This window comes from Pseudomonas sp. 9.2(2024) (genome assembly GCF_039695385.1).
Taxonomy (GTDB): Bacteria; Pseudomonadota; Gammaproteobacteria; order Pseudomonadales; family Pseudomonadaceae; genus Aquipseudomonas; species Aquipseudomonas paraglycinae.
Window position 1 is genome coordinate 5,021,901 of record NZ_CP155585.1, and the last position, 17,314, is coordinate 5,039,214.

A 17,314-nucleotide genomic window follows, 5' to 3' on the forward strand; every position below is an offset into this window, starting at 1 on the left:
CATTTTCGCAAAATACAGATTCCGAGTGGTGGTCGGTCGGAGCCATCAGTAGGATAGGCCACCGTCACGGGCCACATCAAAGGCCCAATTTGCATAGCCGCGCGCTTATCGGCGCCGGTGAATCTAGGAATTCTTATGGACCGCGTGCGAAATTTACTGGAACAGATCCAGAGTCGCCTTGAAGAGCTGAACAAGGCCGAACGCAAAGTCGCCGAAGTGATCCTGCTCAACCCACAGCAGGCCACCCGCTTCAGCATCGCCGCCCTCGCCCAGGCGGCGTCGGTCAGTGAACCGACGGTCAACCGTTTCTGCCGTTCGTTCGGCGTCAGCGGCTACCCCGAACTCAAGCTGCAACTGGCCCAGAGCCTAGCCAGCGGCGCGGCGTATGTCAGCCGCGCAGTGGAAGCCGACGACAATCCCGAGGCTTACACGCAGAAGATTTTCGGCAGTGCGATCGCGTCTTTGGACAGCGCTTGCCAGGCGCTGGACCCGAACCTGATCAGCCGCGCCGTCGACCTGTTGATCCAGGCCCGGCAGATCCACTTCTTCGGCCTCGGCGCATCCGCTCCGGTAGCTTTGGATGCGCAGCACAAATTCTTCCGTTTCAACCTGGCGGTCACCGCCCACGCCGACGTGCTGATGCAACGCATGATTGCTTCGGTGGCGCACACCGGCGAGCTGTTCGTGATCATTTCCTACACCGGCCGCACCCGCGAACTGGTGGAAGTGGCGCGCATCGCCCGGGAGAACGGCGCTTCGGTGCTGGGCCTGACGGCAGAGAATTCGCCACTGGCCAAGGCCAGTACGCTGAGCCTGAATATTCCGCTGCCGGAAGACACCGACATCTACATGCCGATGACCTCGCGGATCATTCAGTTGACCGTGCTGGATGTGTTGGCGACGGGGATGACGCTGCGTCGCGGGGTGGATTTCCAGCCGCATCTGCGCAAGATCAAAGAGAGCTTGAATGCGAGCCGGTATCCGGTGGGTGACGAGTTCAACTGAAGATCAAAAGCCCCTCACCCTAACCCTCTCCCGGAGGGAGAGGGGACTGACCGAAGTGTCTTGCGCTATACATCGACTTGAAAGATTGGGTCGATTATGGATTCAAAGACATTCGTTCAATTCGGTGAATCTCTTAAATATCCCCCAATCGGTCCCCTCTCCCCCTGGGTGTATGTACCGGAGACATAGTGGACAGGTGTTCGGAGACATGGTGGACACTTTTAAATAGACACATTGCTCATCACGAAGGAGATGGCCTGTGTCTTGGGAAGAGGTGTCTACCGTGCAGCTTCGTACAGAATTCGTGCTTTTGGCTCGGCAAGAAGGGGCCAATGTTCGGCAGCTTTGCCGTCGATTCAACATCAGCCCTAGCACTGCCTACAAATGGCTCAGCAGGTTTGAAAAATCAGGGGCTGAGGGGATGAGCAATCAGTCGCGACGACCCAAGACGTCACCCAAACGTTGTGCTGACGAGGTGGAGAAGCAGATTCTGACCGTGAGTCAGGAGTACGCGGCTTGGGGCGCTCGCAAGCTCAAACGCGTGCTGGAAGACAAGGGTTTAGTGATGCCTTCCGTCAGCACCGTGCATGCAGTTTTACAGCGTCATTCGCGCGTTGATCCAAAGGCCGCCGAGATCAAACCGTTTATCCGGTTCGAGCATGAGGCGCCCAATGATTTGTGGCAGATGGACTTCAAGGGACACGTCGGTATGCGTCATGGCCGCTGCCACCCTTTGACGATATTGGATGACCATTCCCGCTTCTCGTTGTGCATCGCCGCTTGCGCCAATCAACAACGCCAAACCGTGGAAGAACAGCTTGTTGGAGTGTTTCGCCGATACGGTCTGCCGCAACGCATGACCATGGATAACGGTTCGCCATGGGGTGACCAAACCGGGGTCTACACCGCCCTGGAAGTCTGGCTGATGAGACAGGGCATCCGGGTCAGCCACTCCCGGCCCTACCATCCACAAACGCAGGGCAAGATTGAGCGATTCCATCGCAGCTTGAAGGCCGAAGTTCTGCAGAGTCAGTGCTTTATCGACCTCGTCGGAGCACAAAAAGCCTTCGATATCTGGCGAGAAACTTACAATCAGAAGCGCCCGCATCAAGCCTTGGGAATGGGGGTTCCAGCGAGCCGCTACAGCAGTAGCCCGCTTGAATACCAAGAGACCCGGCCTGTCCTGGAGTACGCGGAAGGAGATTTGGTCAGGAAAGTTCAGGGCAATGGCGAGATGTACTGGAGAAGCAGCCAATTCCTGATCGGAAAGGCCTTCATCGGGGAGCTGATAGCGATCAGGGGAACGACAGAAGATGGCATCTACGATGTCTACTGGAGCAGACATCGCATTGCCCGAATTGACTTGATTCAACAGACCGTTGTATCAGGTAAGCGGATTTGAAAACCGTCCACCATGTCCCCGAACATGTGTCCACCATGTCTCCGGTACATACACTGGGAGAGGGTTAGGGTGAGGGCAGCGGTCGAACTGACACACTCAAGCCCCAGCCCAAGCCTGCAAACTCAGATGCGCCTTCTCCCCCGGCGCCAGATGCAGGCTGTCGGTGCCGCCCGCCGCCGCTTCAACACAGACAAATTCCGAGATCTCATCCCAAGTCACGCCGAGCAACGGCCGCGCGCCCGGATGCCACACCACGGTGTCCGCGCTGTCACCGGTATCGATGCACAATTCGCGCTGCCAGGCGTGATCCTTGAGCTGCAATTCGCCGTCGTGCTGAAACACTCGCTGACAGCCGCCATCAACCCGCAACTCGCCTTCCTGCTGGCAAACCTCACGGTTCAACTGGTCATAACCCTGCGCCCCTTCGAGCCCAGACAGCGCTATCTCACTCACGTCGCCAATACGCCAGTAAGCGTGCAAAGCCTGGCTCAACTGGCACGGCATGTCGTCCTGATGCTCGGTGCTCAGGCGCAATTCCATGCGTTCACCCAGGTGCGCGTGCAGGTCCACCTGCCAGTCGCACAGCTGCAATTGCCAATGCAGGCGCACGCCGTCATCACCGGTGCTGCTGTCGAGCAGTTTCCAGTCCAGAAGTCGCGCCCAGCCATGGGACGGCCACGCGTTTTCGCTCGGGTGACGGCCATACCATGGCCAGCAAACCGGCACGCCGCCGCGAATCGCGCCGACATGCGGCCATTTCGCCGCGCACCACAGCCACGGTTTCTGCCCGCGCGGCTGAAAGTGCAGCAACTGCGCACCCTGACGACTGAACACCGCCTGACACAGCGGATGATCGATCACCAGCACATCGCGCATCTGATAGCGCTCCCAGGCGAACACCGGACGTTCGCGCAAGGATTTGAAGAAGCGTTGCAGCGGATGCTCATGCATGGGCCACGGTTCCAGATTCAACTTTCATGGGCTGCGACACCCCTGTCCAAAAAAAAGCGGACAGCCTTGGCTGTCCGCAAATATGCGCACATAGAGAGGAGCTTATCGCAGACGCGTCAGAACGTAGACTGAATTTTCAGGCCAGCGACCAAAGCGTTATCCACTTCATCCACACCGCCCGGATGAGTGATGTATTGCAGGTTCGGGCGTACGGTCAGCCAGTTGGTCACGTGGAAGCCGTAGTTGATCTCGTAGTTGTATTCGGTTTCACGAATCGGCGAGAACACCGGATTGTCGTAGTCCGAAACACCGTTGGCGACGTTGAGCAGCTCGGCGTTTTTCTTCACGTCATTGTTCACGTGAATACGTGCCGCACCGATACCGACGTCATCTTTCGGACGTGCGTCGAACGGGCCTTTGTACACAAACATCAAGGACTGGTAGTTGTCGATGAAGTTGGTGTCCTTGTCATGGAACGTGGCGTTGGCAGCGATGTTCAGACCACGGCTCTTGTCACCGTTGTGGCTGGTGAGTTGTTGCTGTGCAACGAACCAGTAACCGTGCTTGCTGCTGTGGGTGCGGTAGGCGTCACCGGTGGTTGCCGCGTCGAAACCGTTGACGTCTTCGCGAACGTCGTCGGCATCGGCCGTGCTCTTGTAGTAACCGACACGGTATTCGCCCGGCAGGCCGTTCGGGTTAGGCAACCAGACCAGTTCCACAGGCAACACGGTGCCTTTGGTGCCGCTGCCGCTCAACTTGAAGCCGTTGCCGTGTTCCAGTTGCGACGGGTTCTGGTTGTACGCACCAATCTGCGCGTAGAGCTCGTCGTTGATGTTGTATTTGACGCGAATGGCCGCCTGGCTGACCGGCCAGTTGTACCAGATGTTGGTCGCCCAGTTACCCACTTGCGAACCGCAGAACGCCAGGTTCTGGAACTCGCACGGGAAGGTGTTGAAGTCTTCGCCTTCGCCGAAGTAACCGGCCTTGATGTCGAGTTTGTTGTCGAAGAACTGATGTTTGATCCACAACTGGGTCAGACGCACCATGTGGCCACGACCGTAGACTTCCTGCGAGGAGCTCAGGGTGCCGGCACGCGGATCGCCAACGCGATCGTTGGAAATGTTGTAGCCGTTACGGTTGGTGAACTGGATCTTGGCCTGGGTGTTGTCCCAGCCCCACAGTTTTTGCAGATCCAGCGCCACGCCCAGACCGAACTGGTCGGCGTAACGCGCTGTCTTGTCGTCGTTGAAACCGCCGTGAAGGTTGCCGCCCACTTCACCGACGTAGTCCATTTTGATATCGATACCCTGCTCGATCAGCTTGGTACGTTCGCCACCCCAGTCCCCAGTCATCCACTCCGAATCGGAGCTGAACGCGTCAGCCGCGTGGACGCTGCCGGCCAGCATCATTGCCGCAACCGCTGACAACTGGCCGATTCGCTGAGCGTTGTTGTTCTTCTTCATCCCTACATCCTCGTTTTATTGTTATTAACTGTTCTTCTTATTTAACGCGGTTTACATCTGATGCGGCGCGCGACAGGCCACGCACCGCGTGCTCCCTGCAGGAACGGGCGAACCCGCTCCCGCATTGGTTGATCAGCGACCCTTGAACTGGGCCACGTTGGCGCTGTGCGATTCGGTTTTCGGCAGGCCTGCAACCCCCAGACGCTCACCGGATTTGGCGTCGAACAGCAGCACTTTCGACGGATCGAATTGCAGGGTCAGGGTTTCGCCCACCTGCGGCGCCACGTCCGGCGCCAGACGGCAGCAGACCTTGGTGTCGTTGAGGTTGACGAACACCAGGGTGTCCGGACCGGTCGGCTCGGTGACCTGCACTTCAGCCTTGATGCTCGGCAGGCCATTGCCCTCGCCGTAGGCCAGAGCAATCTGCTCCGGGCGCAGGCCGAGGATCACTTCACGGTCTTCAAGACCGGCGTCCTGCATTGCCATCGGCAATTCGCAACGGGCCTGGCCGCTGTCGAGCAGCGCCACCAGACGGCCGTCCTTGCGTTGCAGGCGCAGCGGGATGAAGTTCATCGGCGGCGAACCGATGAAGCTCGCGACGAACAGGTTGGCCGGGTCGTTGTAGATCTCTTTCGGCGTACCGAACTGCTGGATGATCCCGTCCTTCATCACCGCCACTTTGTCGCCCAGGGTCATCGCTTCGATCTGGTCGTGGGTCACGTAGACCGTGGTGGTTTTCAGGCGCTGGTGCATCAGTTTCATTTCGGTGCGCATCTCGACACGCAGCTTGGCGTCGAGGTTGGACAGCGGTTCGTCGAACAGATAGATCTTCGGCCGACGCGCCAGGGCACGGCCCATCGCCACGCGCTGTTGCTGGCCGCCGGAGAGCTGACCCGGCTTGCGATTGAGCAGGTGCTCGATCTGCAGCAGCTTGGCCACGCGGGCAACTTCTTCGTCGATCGCCGACTGGCTCATCTTGCGGATCTTCAGACCGAACTCGATGTTCTCGCGCACGCTCATGGTCGGATACAGCGCGTAGGACTGGAACACCATGGCGATGTCGCGATCTTTCGGGCTCATGCCGCTGACGTCCTGGTCACCGATCATGATCGCGCCGCCGGTGATGGTTTCCAGGCCGGCGATGCAGTTCATCAGGGTCGACTTGCCGCAGCCCGAGGGCCCGACGAGGATCAGGAACTCACCGTCCTTGATCGACAGTTCGATGTTCTTCAGGGTGTCCGGCAGGCCGGTACCGTAGGTCTTGTTTACATTGCGAAGTTCGAGCGTAGCCATGATTACCCCTTGACTGCGCCGGCCGTCAGCCCGCGCACGAAATACTTGCCTGCGACCACATAGACCAGCAGGGTCGGCAGCCCGGCGATCATCGCCGCCGCCATATCCACGTTGTATTCCTTGGCCCCGGTGCTGGTGTTGACCAGGTTGTTCAGCGCCACCGTGATCGGTTGCGAATCACCGCTGGAGAACACCACGCCGAACAGGAAGTCGTTCCAGATCTGGGTGAACTGCCAGATCAGGCAGACCATGATGATCGGAGTGGACATCGGCAGGATGATCTGGCGGAAGATCGTGAAGAACCCCGCGCCATCGAGACGCGCGGCCTTGATCAGCGCATCCGGAATGCTCACGTAGTAGTTACGGAAGAACAGCGTGGTGAACGCCAGACCGTAGACCACATGGATGAACACAAGGCCCGTGGTGGTGCTCGCCAGGCCCATCTTGCCGAGGGTGAACGACGCCGGCAGCAGCACGGTCTGGAACGGCAGGAAGCAGCCGAACAACAGCAGACCGAAGAACAGCTGCGAACCGCGGAAGCGCCAGAACGACAGCACATAACCGTTCAACGCACCGATGGCGGTGGAGATGATCACGGCCGGAACGGTGATCTTGATCGAGTTCCAGAAGTAGCCGTCAACGGTGGCCCAGGCTTTCACCCAGCCGATGCCGCTGACCACGGTCGGCCAGCTCAGCAGGTTGCCGGTGGAGATGTCTTCCGGGGTCTTGAAGCTGGTCAGCAGCATGACCACCAGCGGTACCAGATACAGCAGGACCGCAAGGATCAGCACCGCGTAGATCGCGATGCGACTCAGGCTGATGGCCGGTTTGGAGGCGAGACTAGTCATGACGCTTGGTCCTCAGCTCGGAGTACAGGTAAGGCACGATGATCGCGAGGATCGCACCGAGCATCAGGATTGCACTGGCCGAGCCCATGCCCATTTGTCCACGGCTGAAGGTGAACGAGTACATGAACATCGCCGGCAAATCGGAGGAATAACCCGGGCCGCCGGCCGTCATGGCCGCCACCAGGTCGAAGCTCTTGATCGCGATGTGCGCCAGGATCATCACCGCACTGAAGAACACCGGACGCAGGCTTGGCAGCACCACTTTCCAGTAGATGCGCGGCATGCTCGCGCCGTCGATCTGGGCGGCACGGATGATCGATTGATCAACGCCACGCAGACCGGCGAGGAACATCGCCATGATGAAGCCCGAGGCCTGCCAGACCGCCGCGATCACCAGGCAATACACCACGCGATCCGGGTCGATCAGCCAGTCGAGACGGAAGCCTTCCCAGCCCCAGTCCCGCAGCAATTTGTCCAGGCCCATGCCCGGGTTGAGCAGCCATTTCCACGCAGTACCGGTCACGATCATCGAGAGCGCCATCGGGTACAGGTAAATGGTGCGGATAAAGCCTTCGCGACGGATTTTCTGGTCGAGGAAAATCGCCAGTGTCACGCCGATTACGAGGGTGATGCCGATGAACATGCCGCCGAACACGGCCAGGTTCTTGCTCGCCACCCACCAACGGTCGTTGTCGAACAGACGCTCGTATTGCGCCAGGCCTGCCCACTTGTAGTTCGGCAGGAAGGTCGACGTGGTGAACGACAGGACAAACGTCCAGAGGATATAGCCATAGAAGCCCACCAGAACGATGAACATGCTCGGCGCCAGCACCAGTTTCGGTAGCCAGCGCTGCAATGCGTCGAACGGCGAGGCCTTGCTGAACACAGCAACAGAACTCATGGGAAGATCCAATAAAAAAAGAGAAGAGCAGCTACGAGTTGAGAGCTGCAAGACCAGCAGAGCAGCGCTCTTGTCTCGCAGCTTGTAGCTCGCAGCTCGTCGCTACCGCTTACTTGGCAGCCTTGATGGCAGTGCCGAGTTTTTTGGCAGCGTCGGCCGGGTCGGCTTTCGGGTCGTTGATGTAGTTGGTCACGACATCAAAGAACGCGCCCTGAACTGCCAGCGTGGTCGCCATGTTGTGCGCCATGCTCGGTTGCAGGCCGCCGTTCTTGGCGTCTGCCAGGAAGTCCTTGGCAGCGGTCTGGGCGCAGGAGTCGAAACCGTACTTGCCCATGTCGGCGAGCATGTCGTTACGCACCGGGATCGAGCCCTTGTTGATGCTGAAGACTTTCTGGAAGTTTTCACCCAGCACGACTTTGGCGATGTCCTGCTGACCGGCCGCGGTGCCCGCGTCCTTCTGCTTGAACACGGCCAGCGAGTCGATGTTGTAGGTGAACGCCTTGTCGGTGCCCGGGAAGGCTACGCACTCGTAGTCCTTGCCGGCGACTTTCTTGGCGGCGGTCCATTCGGACTTGGCCCAGTCACCCATGATCTGCATGCCGGCCTTGCCGTTGATGACCTTGGCCGCTTCCAGGTTCCAGTCCTGGCCTTTGCCGTCCTGGTCCATGTAGGTCGCGACTTTCTTCAGCTCGGTCAGGGCCTTGACCATTTCCGGGCCGGTCAGGGCAGCGTTGTCCAGGTCGACCAGGGCTTTCTTGTAACCATCAACGCCCATCACCGACAGCACGACCGCTTCGAACACGGTGCTGTCCTGCCAAGGCTGACCGCCGTGGGCCAGCGGGATGAAGCCCGCAGCTTTCAGCTTGTCGCCGGCGGCGTAGAATTCTTCGAGGGTGGTCGGGGCTTTTTCGATACCGGCTTTCTTGAAGACTTCCGGGTTGATCCACAGCCAGTTCACGCGGTGAATGTTCACCGGTACGGCCACGTAATCACCTTCGAACTTCACGGTGTCGGAGACTTTCTTGTCGAGCAGGCTGTCCCACTTCTCGGACTTGGAAACGTCCTTCAGGACGTCAGTGTCAAGCAGACCGGTCGACGCCCATTCCTGGATGTCCGGGCCTTTGATCTGGGCAACGCCCGGCGGGTTGCCGGCTACCGCACGGCTTTTCAGCACGGTCATGGCAGTCGCACCGCCACCACCGGCGACAGCGCCGTCTTTCCAGGTGAAACCGTCTTTCTCGACTTGTGCCTTGAGCACATCGACGGCAGCTTTTTCGCCACCGGACGTCCACCAATGCACGACTTCCACCGAACCTTTGGATTCGGCAGCGGAAACACTCAGGGGCAGCACGGCGAGCGGGAACAGGGAGGCGACAGAAATGACAGTAGCGAGGCGAGAAATCGCATTCATCTGAGATGTACCTTTCTTGTTGTTATGCATGCAAGTCTGGTGCTTGCGCTGCACACGAGTTTAAACAGAGCGTTTCCCCTCGCAGGTAACGAAGGGACGCGCGAATGTCACCACATGGTTACACAGGAACGCTTCGGGAAAGCTGTGCCAGAGCACTGGCCATGCTCGGCGCCAGCGGCAGACGCGGAATCAGCACGGCCTGCCAGGCGTGGTACAGATCCGGTTTGCCCGCCCAGATATCGGCACTTGGGCGGTTCTGCGGATCGAGTTCGTGGTGCCAGCTGCCGTCGCAGCGGTCGATGAAATGCGTTTCGCAAAATTCCCAGAACAGGCGATACCAGGTTTCGTACTGCGCATCGCCGGTGCGTTTGAGCAAGGCACTGGCGGCAGCGCTGGCTTCGGCGTGAGTCCAGTGCAGGCGATGACGCACCACCGCTTTGTTGTTCCAGTCGAGGGTGTAGACGATGCCTGGCGCGCCATCGACGTCCCAGCCATGACGGCAGTTGTTCTCGAACAGCTTTTGCGCGTCAGTGGCCAGCCAGCCGGGCGTGAGCATGCCGGCCTGAACCCGCGCGGCTTCGAGGTGCAGCAACAGCCGCGCCCACTCGAAACCGTGGCCCGGCGTGGTGCCGTAGGGACGGAAACCGTCGGCGGGATTGTCATGGTTGTATTCACGCAGCGGCTGCCAGTCGCGGTCGAAATGCTCGATCACCAGGTAATCGTTGGCGGCAGCGTGACCGTGAATCACCCGCTCGACGATGCGTTGCGCACGCACCAGCCAGCGCGGGTCTTCGGTGACATCGGCCAGCGCAAGGAAGGCTTCGGTGGCGTGCATGTTGCTGTTGGCACCGCGGTAGGCTTCTTCTTCGCGCCAGTCGCGATTGAAGAATTCGCGCATGGCGCCCTCTTCTTCGCTCCAGAAATAGGTGTCGATGATGTCGACGGCGTCATCCAGCAATGCCTGCGCACCGGGGCGTTGCGCGACCACCGCGGAACTGGCCGCCAGCGCGACGAAAGCATGCAGATAAGCGTTCTTGCCGGTGTTGCCGTCACGGTGCTCGGCGACAGCGAACCAACCGCCGTGCAGCGCATCACGCAACGGGCCGCGCAGGGCCGCGATGCCGTGATCGATCAGCTCGGCGAATCCCGGCAGGCCCTGAATGTGGGCCATGGCGAAGCTGTGGGTCATGCGCGCGGTGTTCATGGTTTCGGCTTGCGCGCCGGCCTGGAGCTGGCCGCGCTCATCGAGATTGCCAAACCCTTCGGGCAACCGTGAAGCCTTGGCAAATGCCAGCAGGCGCAGGCCTTCGTCGGCGAGCCATTGCTGGTGGGCAGGGGCGTTCAGCCAACTGCTGAAGCCCGGATTGAAGTGATCCATGGGTGGCCTTTTTTGTTGTTATGACTGCGGGCAGTCTAAACAACGGGCCGGGAGGGGCTTGTAACGAAGGGGGCGGGATTTGTCACCGATCGGTGACAAAAGAGCAACCCTCACCCCAGCCCTCTCCCGGAGGGAGAGGGAGCTGACCGAGGTGTCTGGCGTCATACATCGACCTGAAAAACCGAGTCGATTATGGATTCGGTAAAGCAGGATCAAGTCGATGCATCTTTAAAGCATCCCCCGATCGGTCCCCTCTCCCTCCGGGAGAGGGTTAGGGTGAGGGCAAGCTTTTGACTTAATCCGCCGAACGCGGCAATTGCAGGGTCACGCGCAATCCACCCTCACGCAGATTCTGCAACGTCACCTCACCGCCATGGCTATGGGCAATGTTGCGGGCGATCCCCAAACCGAGACCGTAACCCTGCTGCTGCCCCGCCAACCGGAAGTGCGGCTCGAACACCTGCTCCAACCGCTGCTCCGGCACGCCCGGGCCTTCGTCGTCGACATGCAGTACAAATGCGCTTTCGTCGTCATCGATGTGCAAGTGCGCGTTCTGGCCGTACTTCAACGCGTTGTCGATCAGGTTGCCGATGCAGCGCTTGAGCGCCAACGGCTTGCCCGGATACGCCGCCAGCGCCCGCCCCTGTTGGGTCACGCGGCCATTGCCGTTGGGTGCCAGATACGGCTCCACCAGACAGTCGAGCACATGGTTCAGGTCCACCGGCTCGATGTTTTCGTGGATGTCGGTGTCCTTCACGCATTGCAGCGCGCCTTTGACCAGCAGCTCCAATTCATCCAGATCGCGGCCGAACTTGGTTTGCAGTGTTTCGTCTTCCAGCAGTTCGACCCGCAGTCGCAAGCGGGTGATCGGCGTGCGCAGGTCATGGGAAATCGCGCTGAACAACTGGCTGCGCTCGGTCAGGTAACGGCTGATGCGCTCGCGCATGGTGTTGAAGGCGCGGCCCACTTCGACCACTTCACTGCCGCCGCCCTCGGCCACCGGCTCGACGTCGGCGCCCAGCGACAAATCCCGCGCGGCCCGTGCCAGACGCTTGAGCGGCCGGCTCTGCCAGTGCACCAGCAGGCCGATGAACAACAACAGGAAACCGCTGGTGAAGACGATGAACCACACCTGCTGAGTCGGCAGGCCCTGTTCTTCAAGACTGGTGTAGGGTTCGGGCAGCAGTGAGGCGATGTACAGCCATTCACCCGGCGCCAACTGAATCTGGGTCACCAGCACCGGCGGATTCACCGGTTCCAGCGTCAACGCGTAATGCGCCCACGAACGTGGCAACTCATCGAGTTTCAACCCGGCGTTGAAGATCCGCAGGTCATCAGGGCTGACGAAGGTCACCAGAATGTCGGTGTCCTGGCCCAGCGACTGACGCAGCACTTCATCCACCGCTTTCAACACCGCTGCCTTGCGCGGTGTCACCGGCAGTACTTCCATGCCCAGCGGCTTGTCGTTCAGCGTCACCACAAAACGCGTGCCGCCCATACTGCGCAACTGATCGAGCACCAGCGGCCGATAGGCCACCGGCAACGAGCGGAAGTAACTGACACTGGCGGTCATCGAATGGGCGAGGCTGCGAGCGCTGGTGACCAGGCCTTCGAGCTGGGTCGCGCGCAATTGGGACACCCAGATCACGCTGGACAGGGTCTGGGCGAACAACACCGCGAGCAACGTCAGCAGCAACATCCGGCCGAGCAACGAACGCGGCATCGGCACTTTGCGCGCGGTGGTGCGCAGGAACTCAGTGACCATTGCCGGCAACCACATTGGCTGCCAGCTGGTAGCCGCTGCCACGCACGGTGCGGATCAGCCGTGGCGGTTTTTCGGTGTCGCGCAGACGCTGGCGCAAACGGCTGACGGCCATGTCGACGATGCGATCGAGGGGCATCAGGTCGCGGCCACGGGTGGCGTTGCCGATGGTGTCGCGGTCGAGGATTTGCTGAGGGTGATCGAGGAACAGTTTCAGCAGGGCGAAGTCGGCGCCGGAAAGAATCACTTCCTCGCCGTCGGTGTGGAACAGCCGATGGCTGACCATGTCCAGTCGCCACTCATCGAACGCCAGCACTTCACTGCCGCCGCGTTCCTGACCGAATTGGGCGCGACGCAGCAGGGCCTTGATCCGGGCTTGCAGTTCGCGGGGGCTGAAAGGTTTGCCGAGGTAGTCGTCGGCGCCTAGCTCCAGACCGATGACACGATCGGCTTCGTCGGAACTGGCGGTAAGCATGATGATCGGCACCTGGGCCTGACGCGGATGCTGGCGCACCCAGCGGCACAGGCTGAAGCCGTCTTCATCGGGCAGCATCACATCGAGGATCACCAGATCGCTCGGCGCTTCGTTCAACGCCTGACGAAAACCGGCGCCATCCGCCGTGGCCCGAACCTGAAAACCCGCGCGGGTCAGGTAGGTTTCCAGCAACTCGCGTATCTCCTGGTCGTCATCGACCAACAAAATCGACTTGTTGACTGAGCTCACTTCGAAGGCATCCTTGTTGTTGGAATTGGGCGGATTATGCCTGATGTGTCGAGGGTTCCCACGCTCGGCGTGGGAATGATCATTTACCGGATTGTTCGAGCGCCACTCCTGCACCGACGAGCCCGGAATACGGCGCCGTCACCAGCCACACCGGAATCCCCTTGAAGTAATCGCTCATGCAGCCCTTGTCGGCGAAGCTGCGGGCGAAACCGCTTTCGAGGAAGAAGTCGGCAAAGCGCGGAATCACGCCACCCACGATGTACACCCCACCACGGCCGCCGGTGGTCAGCACGTTATTGCCGGCCACGCGACCGAGCCAGCAGCAGAATTGCTCCAGTACTTCCAGGGCAATCGGGTCGCCTGCAAGTCCCGCCGCAGTGATGGCCTCCGGCGTATCGAGTTTCGGTTCATGACCATCCACCGCGCAGATCGCCCGGTACACCCGAGGCAAGCCGCCGCCGCTCAACGCGGTTTCCGCGCTGACGTGGCCGATTTCGTTGTGGATGTGCTGCCAGAGCTGGGTTTCACGCAGACTGCTCAGCGGCAGATCGACGTGACCGCCCTCTCCCGGCAACGCGGCAAATCGACCTTCACCGAGATCGAGCAACGTGCCGACGCCCAGGCCAGTGCCCGGACCGATCACCACTGCCGGACGCAACGGCTCCGGCGTGCCTTCGCAAACCACGCGGAATTCGCCGGGCTGCAAACGGGTCATGCCCAGCGCCATCGCCGAGAAATCGTTGATCAGCAACAACTGATCGACCTGCAAGGTCTGGCAGAACGCCTTGCGACTCAGGCGCCAGTGGTTGTTGGTGAACTTGAACTCATCGCCGCTCACCGGCCCCGCCACCGACAGGCACACCGAGCCGATAGCGCCCGGCGCCAGACCGAGCCCGCTGAGGTAGAGGCTGATCGCCTCTTCCGGGCTGGCATGGTCGGCCGTGGCCAGCACCTGAACCGATTCGAGCTGCTGATCTTTCCACAACGCGAACCGCGCGTTGGTGCCTCCGATGTCACCGACCAAAGCCAGTTTCAATTAAGCGTCTCCAGGGCAGAAGTGAAGGCGCTGGCGCCCTGCTCCGCCGAGCTGAAGGCCAAACGCATGAAGCCAAACAGTTCGCGACCGCTGCCGATGTTGTTGCCCAACAGGCCTTTGGCGGGTTCGCGCGCTGCGAATTCGGCGGCGTCCACCTTGAGTTCCAAAGTGCCTTTGACGCCATCGACGCGGATGATATCGCCCTCTTGCACCCGCGCCAAAGCGCCGCCGACATAAGCTTCGGGGCTGACATGAATGGCCGCCGGAATTTTCCCGGATGCGCCGGACATACGTCCGTCAGTTACCAGCGCAACCTTGAAGCCGCGATCCTGCAGCACGCCGAGGAACGGCGTCATCTTGTGCAGCTCAGGCATGCCGTTGGAACGCGGACCCTGGAAGCGCATCACCGCGACAAAATCCTTCTCCAGCAGACCGGCCTTGAAAGCGTCGGCCAGATCCTGCTGATCCTGGAACACCATGGCCGGCGCTTCGACGATCTGGTTTTCCAGCGCCACGGCGGACACCTTCATCACGCCACGACCGAGGTTGCCTTCCATCACGCGCAAGCCGCCCTCTGCCGAGAACGCACGGGCCACCGGGCGCAGGATGTTTTCGTCGAGGCTGTCGGTCGGGCCTTCGCGCCACACCAGCTTGCCGTTATCGAGGAACGGCTCCTTGGTGTACTGGCTCAGGCCGTGGCCAAGCACCGTGTTGACGTCTTCGTGCAGCAGGCCGGCTTCGAGCAGTTCGCGAATCAGGAACGACATGCCGCCCGCCGCCTGGAAGTGGTTGATGTCGGCCTTGCCGTTCGGATAGACGTGGCTCAGGGTCGGCACGACTTCGGAGAGGTCGGCCATGTCCTGCCAGGTCAGTTGAATGCCCGCCGCCATGGCGATGGCCGGCATGTGCAGGGTGTGGTTGGTCGAACCGCCGGTGGCGTGCAGCGCGACGATCGAGTTGACCAGCGCCTTCTCGTCGACAATTTCGCCGATCGGCATGAAGTTGCCGTTCTGTTTGGTCAGGCGGGTGACCTGATGCGCGGCTTCGCGGGTCAGGGCCTCACGCAGCGGCGTGTTCGGGTTGACGAACGATGCGCCCGGCAAGTGCAGGCCCATCACTTCCATCAGCAACTGGTTGGTGTTGGCGGTGCCGTAGAAGGTGCAGGTGCCCGGGCTGTGGTAGGACTTCATCTCCGATTCCAGCAGCTCTTCGCGGGTTGCCTTGCCTTCGGCGTACTTCTGCCGCACGTCGGCTTTTTCCTTGTTGGAAATCCCCGAGACCATCGGCCCGCCCGGGACGAAAATCGTCGGCAAGTGACCGAAACGCAGAGAGCCCATCATCAGGCCCGGCACGATCTTGTCGCAGATGCCGAGCATCAGCGCGCCGTCGAACATGTTGTGGGACAGCGCCACCGCCGTCGACATCGCGATCACTTCGCGGCTCGGCAGGCTCAGCTCCATGCCCGGCTCGCCCTGGGTCACGCCGTCGCACATGGCAGGCGTGCCGCCGGCGAACTGGCCGACCGAGCCGATTTCGCGCAAGGCGTTCTTGATCTGTTCCGGGAAGACTTCGTACGGCTGGTGCGCCGAAAGCATGTCGTTATATGACGAAACAATTGCGATGTTCGCCGAGTTCATCATCCGCAGGCTGTGCTTGTCTTCGCTGCCACACCCGGCCACGCCATGGGCGAAGTTGGCGCATTGCAGTTTGCCGCGCATCGGCCCGTCAGTTGCAGCGCCGCGAATCAGCGCAAGGTAAGCCTGACGCGTGGCGCGGCTGCGGGCGATAAGCCGTTCGGTGACCTCAAGAACGCGGGGATGCATGTGTAGAACTCCAGGCTAACGGATGTGGCGACCTGATTGTCTATGCTGATCAAAAGCCCGTTCGCGTGGGATGACGAACGGTTTTCTTGATCATTCGGACCAGTTGATTCAGGTCACTCGTTGTAGATAAAACAAAATATTGCCACTAAAAAGGCTTGTTTTCTATTTTTATGCGAATAATCTTGTAATTCCAACAACAAAACGACGGCGGCGCTGTTCAATGACTCTTCGAATCGCAATCAATGGTTTTGGCCGCATCGGCCGTAATGTCCTGCGCGCACTGTATACCCAAGGCTATCGTCAGGATTTGCAGATCGTCGCCATCAACGATCTGGGCGACAGCGCGATCAATGCGCATCTGCTCAAATACGACACCGTTCATGGCACATTCGACGCCGAAGTGGCTCATGACAACGAGAGCCTGACCGTCAACGGCGACCGCATTTCGGTCAGCGCCATCCGCAATCCGGCCGACCTGCCATGGGCCGCGGAAAAGATTGATGTGGTGTTCGAATGCACCGGTCTGTTCACCGACCGGGCCAAAGCCGCCGCGCATATTACCGCCGGCGCACGCAAAGTGATTATCTCAGCCCCGGCCAAAGGCGCCGATGCCACCGTCGTTTACGGTGTGAACCACGACATTCTGCGCCAGTCGCACCAGATCATTTCCAACGCGTCGTGCACCACCAACTGCCTGGCCCCCGTGGCTCAGGTGCTGCACCGCGAACTGGGCATCGAAAGCGGTCTGATGACCACCATCCACGCCTACACCAACGACCAGAACCTGACCGACGTCTACCACACCGACCCGTACCGCGCGCGCTCCGCCACCCAGAACATGATCCCGAGCAAGACCGGCGCCGCCGAAGCCGTGGGCCTGGTGCTGCCGGAACTGGCGGGCAAGCTGACCGGCATGGCCGTGCGTGTGCCGGTGATCAATGTGTCGCTGGTGGACCTGACCGTGCAGTTGAAGCGCGAAGCCTCGGCCGATGAAGTCAATGCACTGATGAAAGCGGCGAGCCAGCATTCGAAGATCCTCGGCTACAACACCCTGCCGCTGGTATCGAGCGACTTCAACCACAACCCGCTGTCGTCGATCTTCGACGCCAACCACACCAAAGCCAGCGGCAAACTTCTGAAAGTACTGGCCTGGTACGACAACGAGTGGGGCTTCTCCAACCGTATGCTCGATAACTGCCTGGCCCTGTGCAACGCGGAATAAAACCGCTGGCGCCGTTTTGAGGGCGGGCAAAAGCTTTACCCACCTTTGACAAATCAACACTTGACCACTCGGGCGGATGATAAGCATTATCATTC

14 protein-coding genes are annotated in these 17,314 nt (G+C 60.3%); 3 read left to right on the plus strand and 11 right to left on the minus strand.

Annotation, left to right across the window (positions count from 1 at the left end; all coding sequences use genetic code 11):
* Positions 1–144: 144 nt before the first annotated feature.
* Together ABFB52_RS22620 and ABFB52_RS22625 are read left to right on the plus strand one after the other, a co-directional pair.
* Entirely contained in the window at positions 145–1,005 is an 861-nt protein-coding gene (locus tag ABFB52_RS22620; RefSeq protein ID WP_169842436.1) for a MurR/RpiR family transcriptional regulator, read from the plus strand.
* 259 nt (positions 1,006–1,264) lie between these two features.
* A complete protein-coding gene (locus tag ABFB52_RS22625; RefSeq protein ID WP_129974377.1) occupies positions 1,265–2,407 on the plus strand; it encodes an IS481 family transposase in 1,143 nt (380 codons plus the stop codon).
* 96 nt (positions 2,408–2,503) lie between these two features.
* Here the strand turns inward: ABFB52_RS22625 and ABFB52_RS22630 are convergent, their stop codons facing one another.
* From ABFB52_RS22630 to edd, 11 genes are all read right to left on the minus strand, one after another.
* Positions 2,504–3,358, minus strand: coding sequence for a D-hexose-6-phosphate mutarotase (locus tag ABFB52_RS22630; protein ID WP_102687270.1), 855 nt, complete (start codon positions 3,356–3,358; stop codon positions 2,504–2,506).
* Positions 3,359–3,474: 116 nt separating this feature from the next.
* Positions 3,475–4,821, minus strand: coding sequence for a carbohydrate porin (locus ABFB52_RS22635; protein WP_085745182.1), 1,347 nt, complete (start codon positions 4,819–4,821; stop codon positions 3,475–3,477).
* A 132-nt stretch (positions 4,822–4,953) separates the two neighbouring features.
* Positions 4,954–6,114: a sn-glycerol-3-phosphate ABC transporter ATP-binding protein UgpC gene (ugpC, locus tag ABFB52_RS22640; RefSeq protein WP_085606573.1), complete on the minus strand. Its 1,161-nt coding sequence runs from the start codon at positions 6,112–6,114 to the stop codon at positions 4,954–4,956.
* A 2-nt stretch (positions 6,115–6,116) separates the two neighbouring features.
* A complete protein-coding gene (locus ABFB52_RS22645; RefSeq protein ID WP_007951164.1) occupies positions 6,117–6,962 on the minus strand; it encodes a carbohydrate ABC transporter permease in 846 nt (281 codons plus the stop codon).
* Positions 6,955–7,863: a sugar ABC transporter permease gene (locus tag ABFB52_RS22650; RefSeq protein ID WP_007951166.1), complete on the minus strand. Its 909-nt coding sequence runs from the start codon at positions 7,861–7,863 to the stop codon at positions 6,955–6,957. The genes ABFB52_RS22645 and ABFB52_RS22650 overlap by 8 nt, the downstream gene beginning before the upstream one ends.
* 109 nt (positions 7,864–7,972) lie before the next feature.
* A complete protein-coding gene (locus ABFB52_RS22655; protein WP_007951167.1) occupies positions 7,973–9,274 on the minus strand; it encodes an ABC transporter substrate-binding protein in 1,302 nt (433 codons plus the stop codon).
* A gap of 118 nt (positions 9,275–9,392) precedes the next feature.
* Positions 9,393–10,652 (minus strand): AGE family epimerase/isomerase, encoded by a 1,260-nt coding sequence (locus ABFB52_RS22660; protein ID WP_102717275.1) that lies wholly within the window; start codon positions 10,650–10,652, stop codon positions 9,393–9,395.
* A gap of 295 nt (positions 10,653–10,947) precedes the next feature.
* Entirely contained in the window at positions 10,948–12,375 is a 1,428-nt protein-coding gene (locus ABFB52_RS22665; protein ID WP_162803872.1) for an ATP-binding protein, read from the minus strand.
* A gap of 31 nt (positions 12,376–12,406) precedes the next feature.
* Positions 12,407–13,138 carry a response regulator transcription factor gene (locus tag ABFB52_RS22670; RefSeq protein ID WP_007951171.1) on the minus strand — a complete coding sequence of 244 codons (732 nt, stop codon included), beginning with the start codon at positions 13,136–13,138 and terminating at the stop codon, positions 12,407–12,409.
* Positions 13,139–13,217: 79 nt separating this feature from the next.
* Entirely contained in the window at positions 13,218–14,174 is a 957-nt protein-coding gene (locus ABFB52_RS22675) for a glucokinase (protein ID WP_085745186.1), read from the minus strand.
* A complete protein-coding gene (gene edd / locus ABFB52_RS22680; RefSeq protein WP_085745187.1) occupies positions 14,171–15,997 on the minus strand; it encodes a phosphogluconate dehydratase in 1,827 nt (608 codons plus the stop codon). Before edd ends, ABFB52_RS22675 begins: the two co-directional genes overlap by 4 nt.
* A gap of 220 nt (positions 15,998–16,217) precedes the next feature.
* Here edd and gap point away from each other — a divergent pair, with 220 nt between their 5' ends.
* A complete protein-coding gene (gene gap / locus ABFB52_RS22685) occupies positions 16,218–17,219 on the plus strand; it encodes a type I glyceraldehyde-3-phosphate dehydrogenase (RefSeq protein WP_085689348.1) in 1,002 nt (333 codons plus the stop codon).
* The last annotated feature ends 95 nt before the right edge of the window (positions 17,220–17,314 follow it).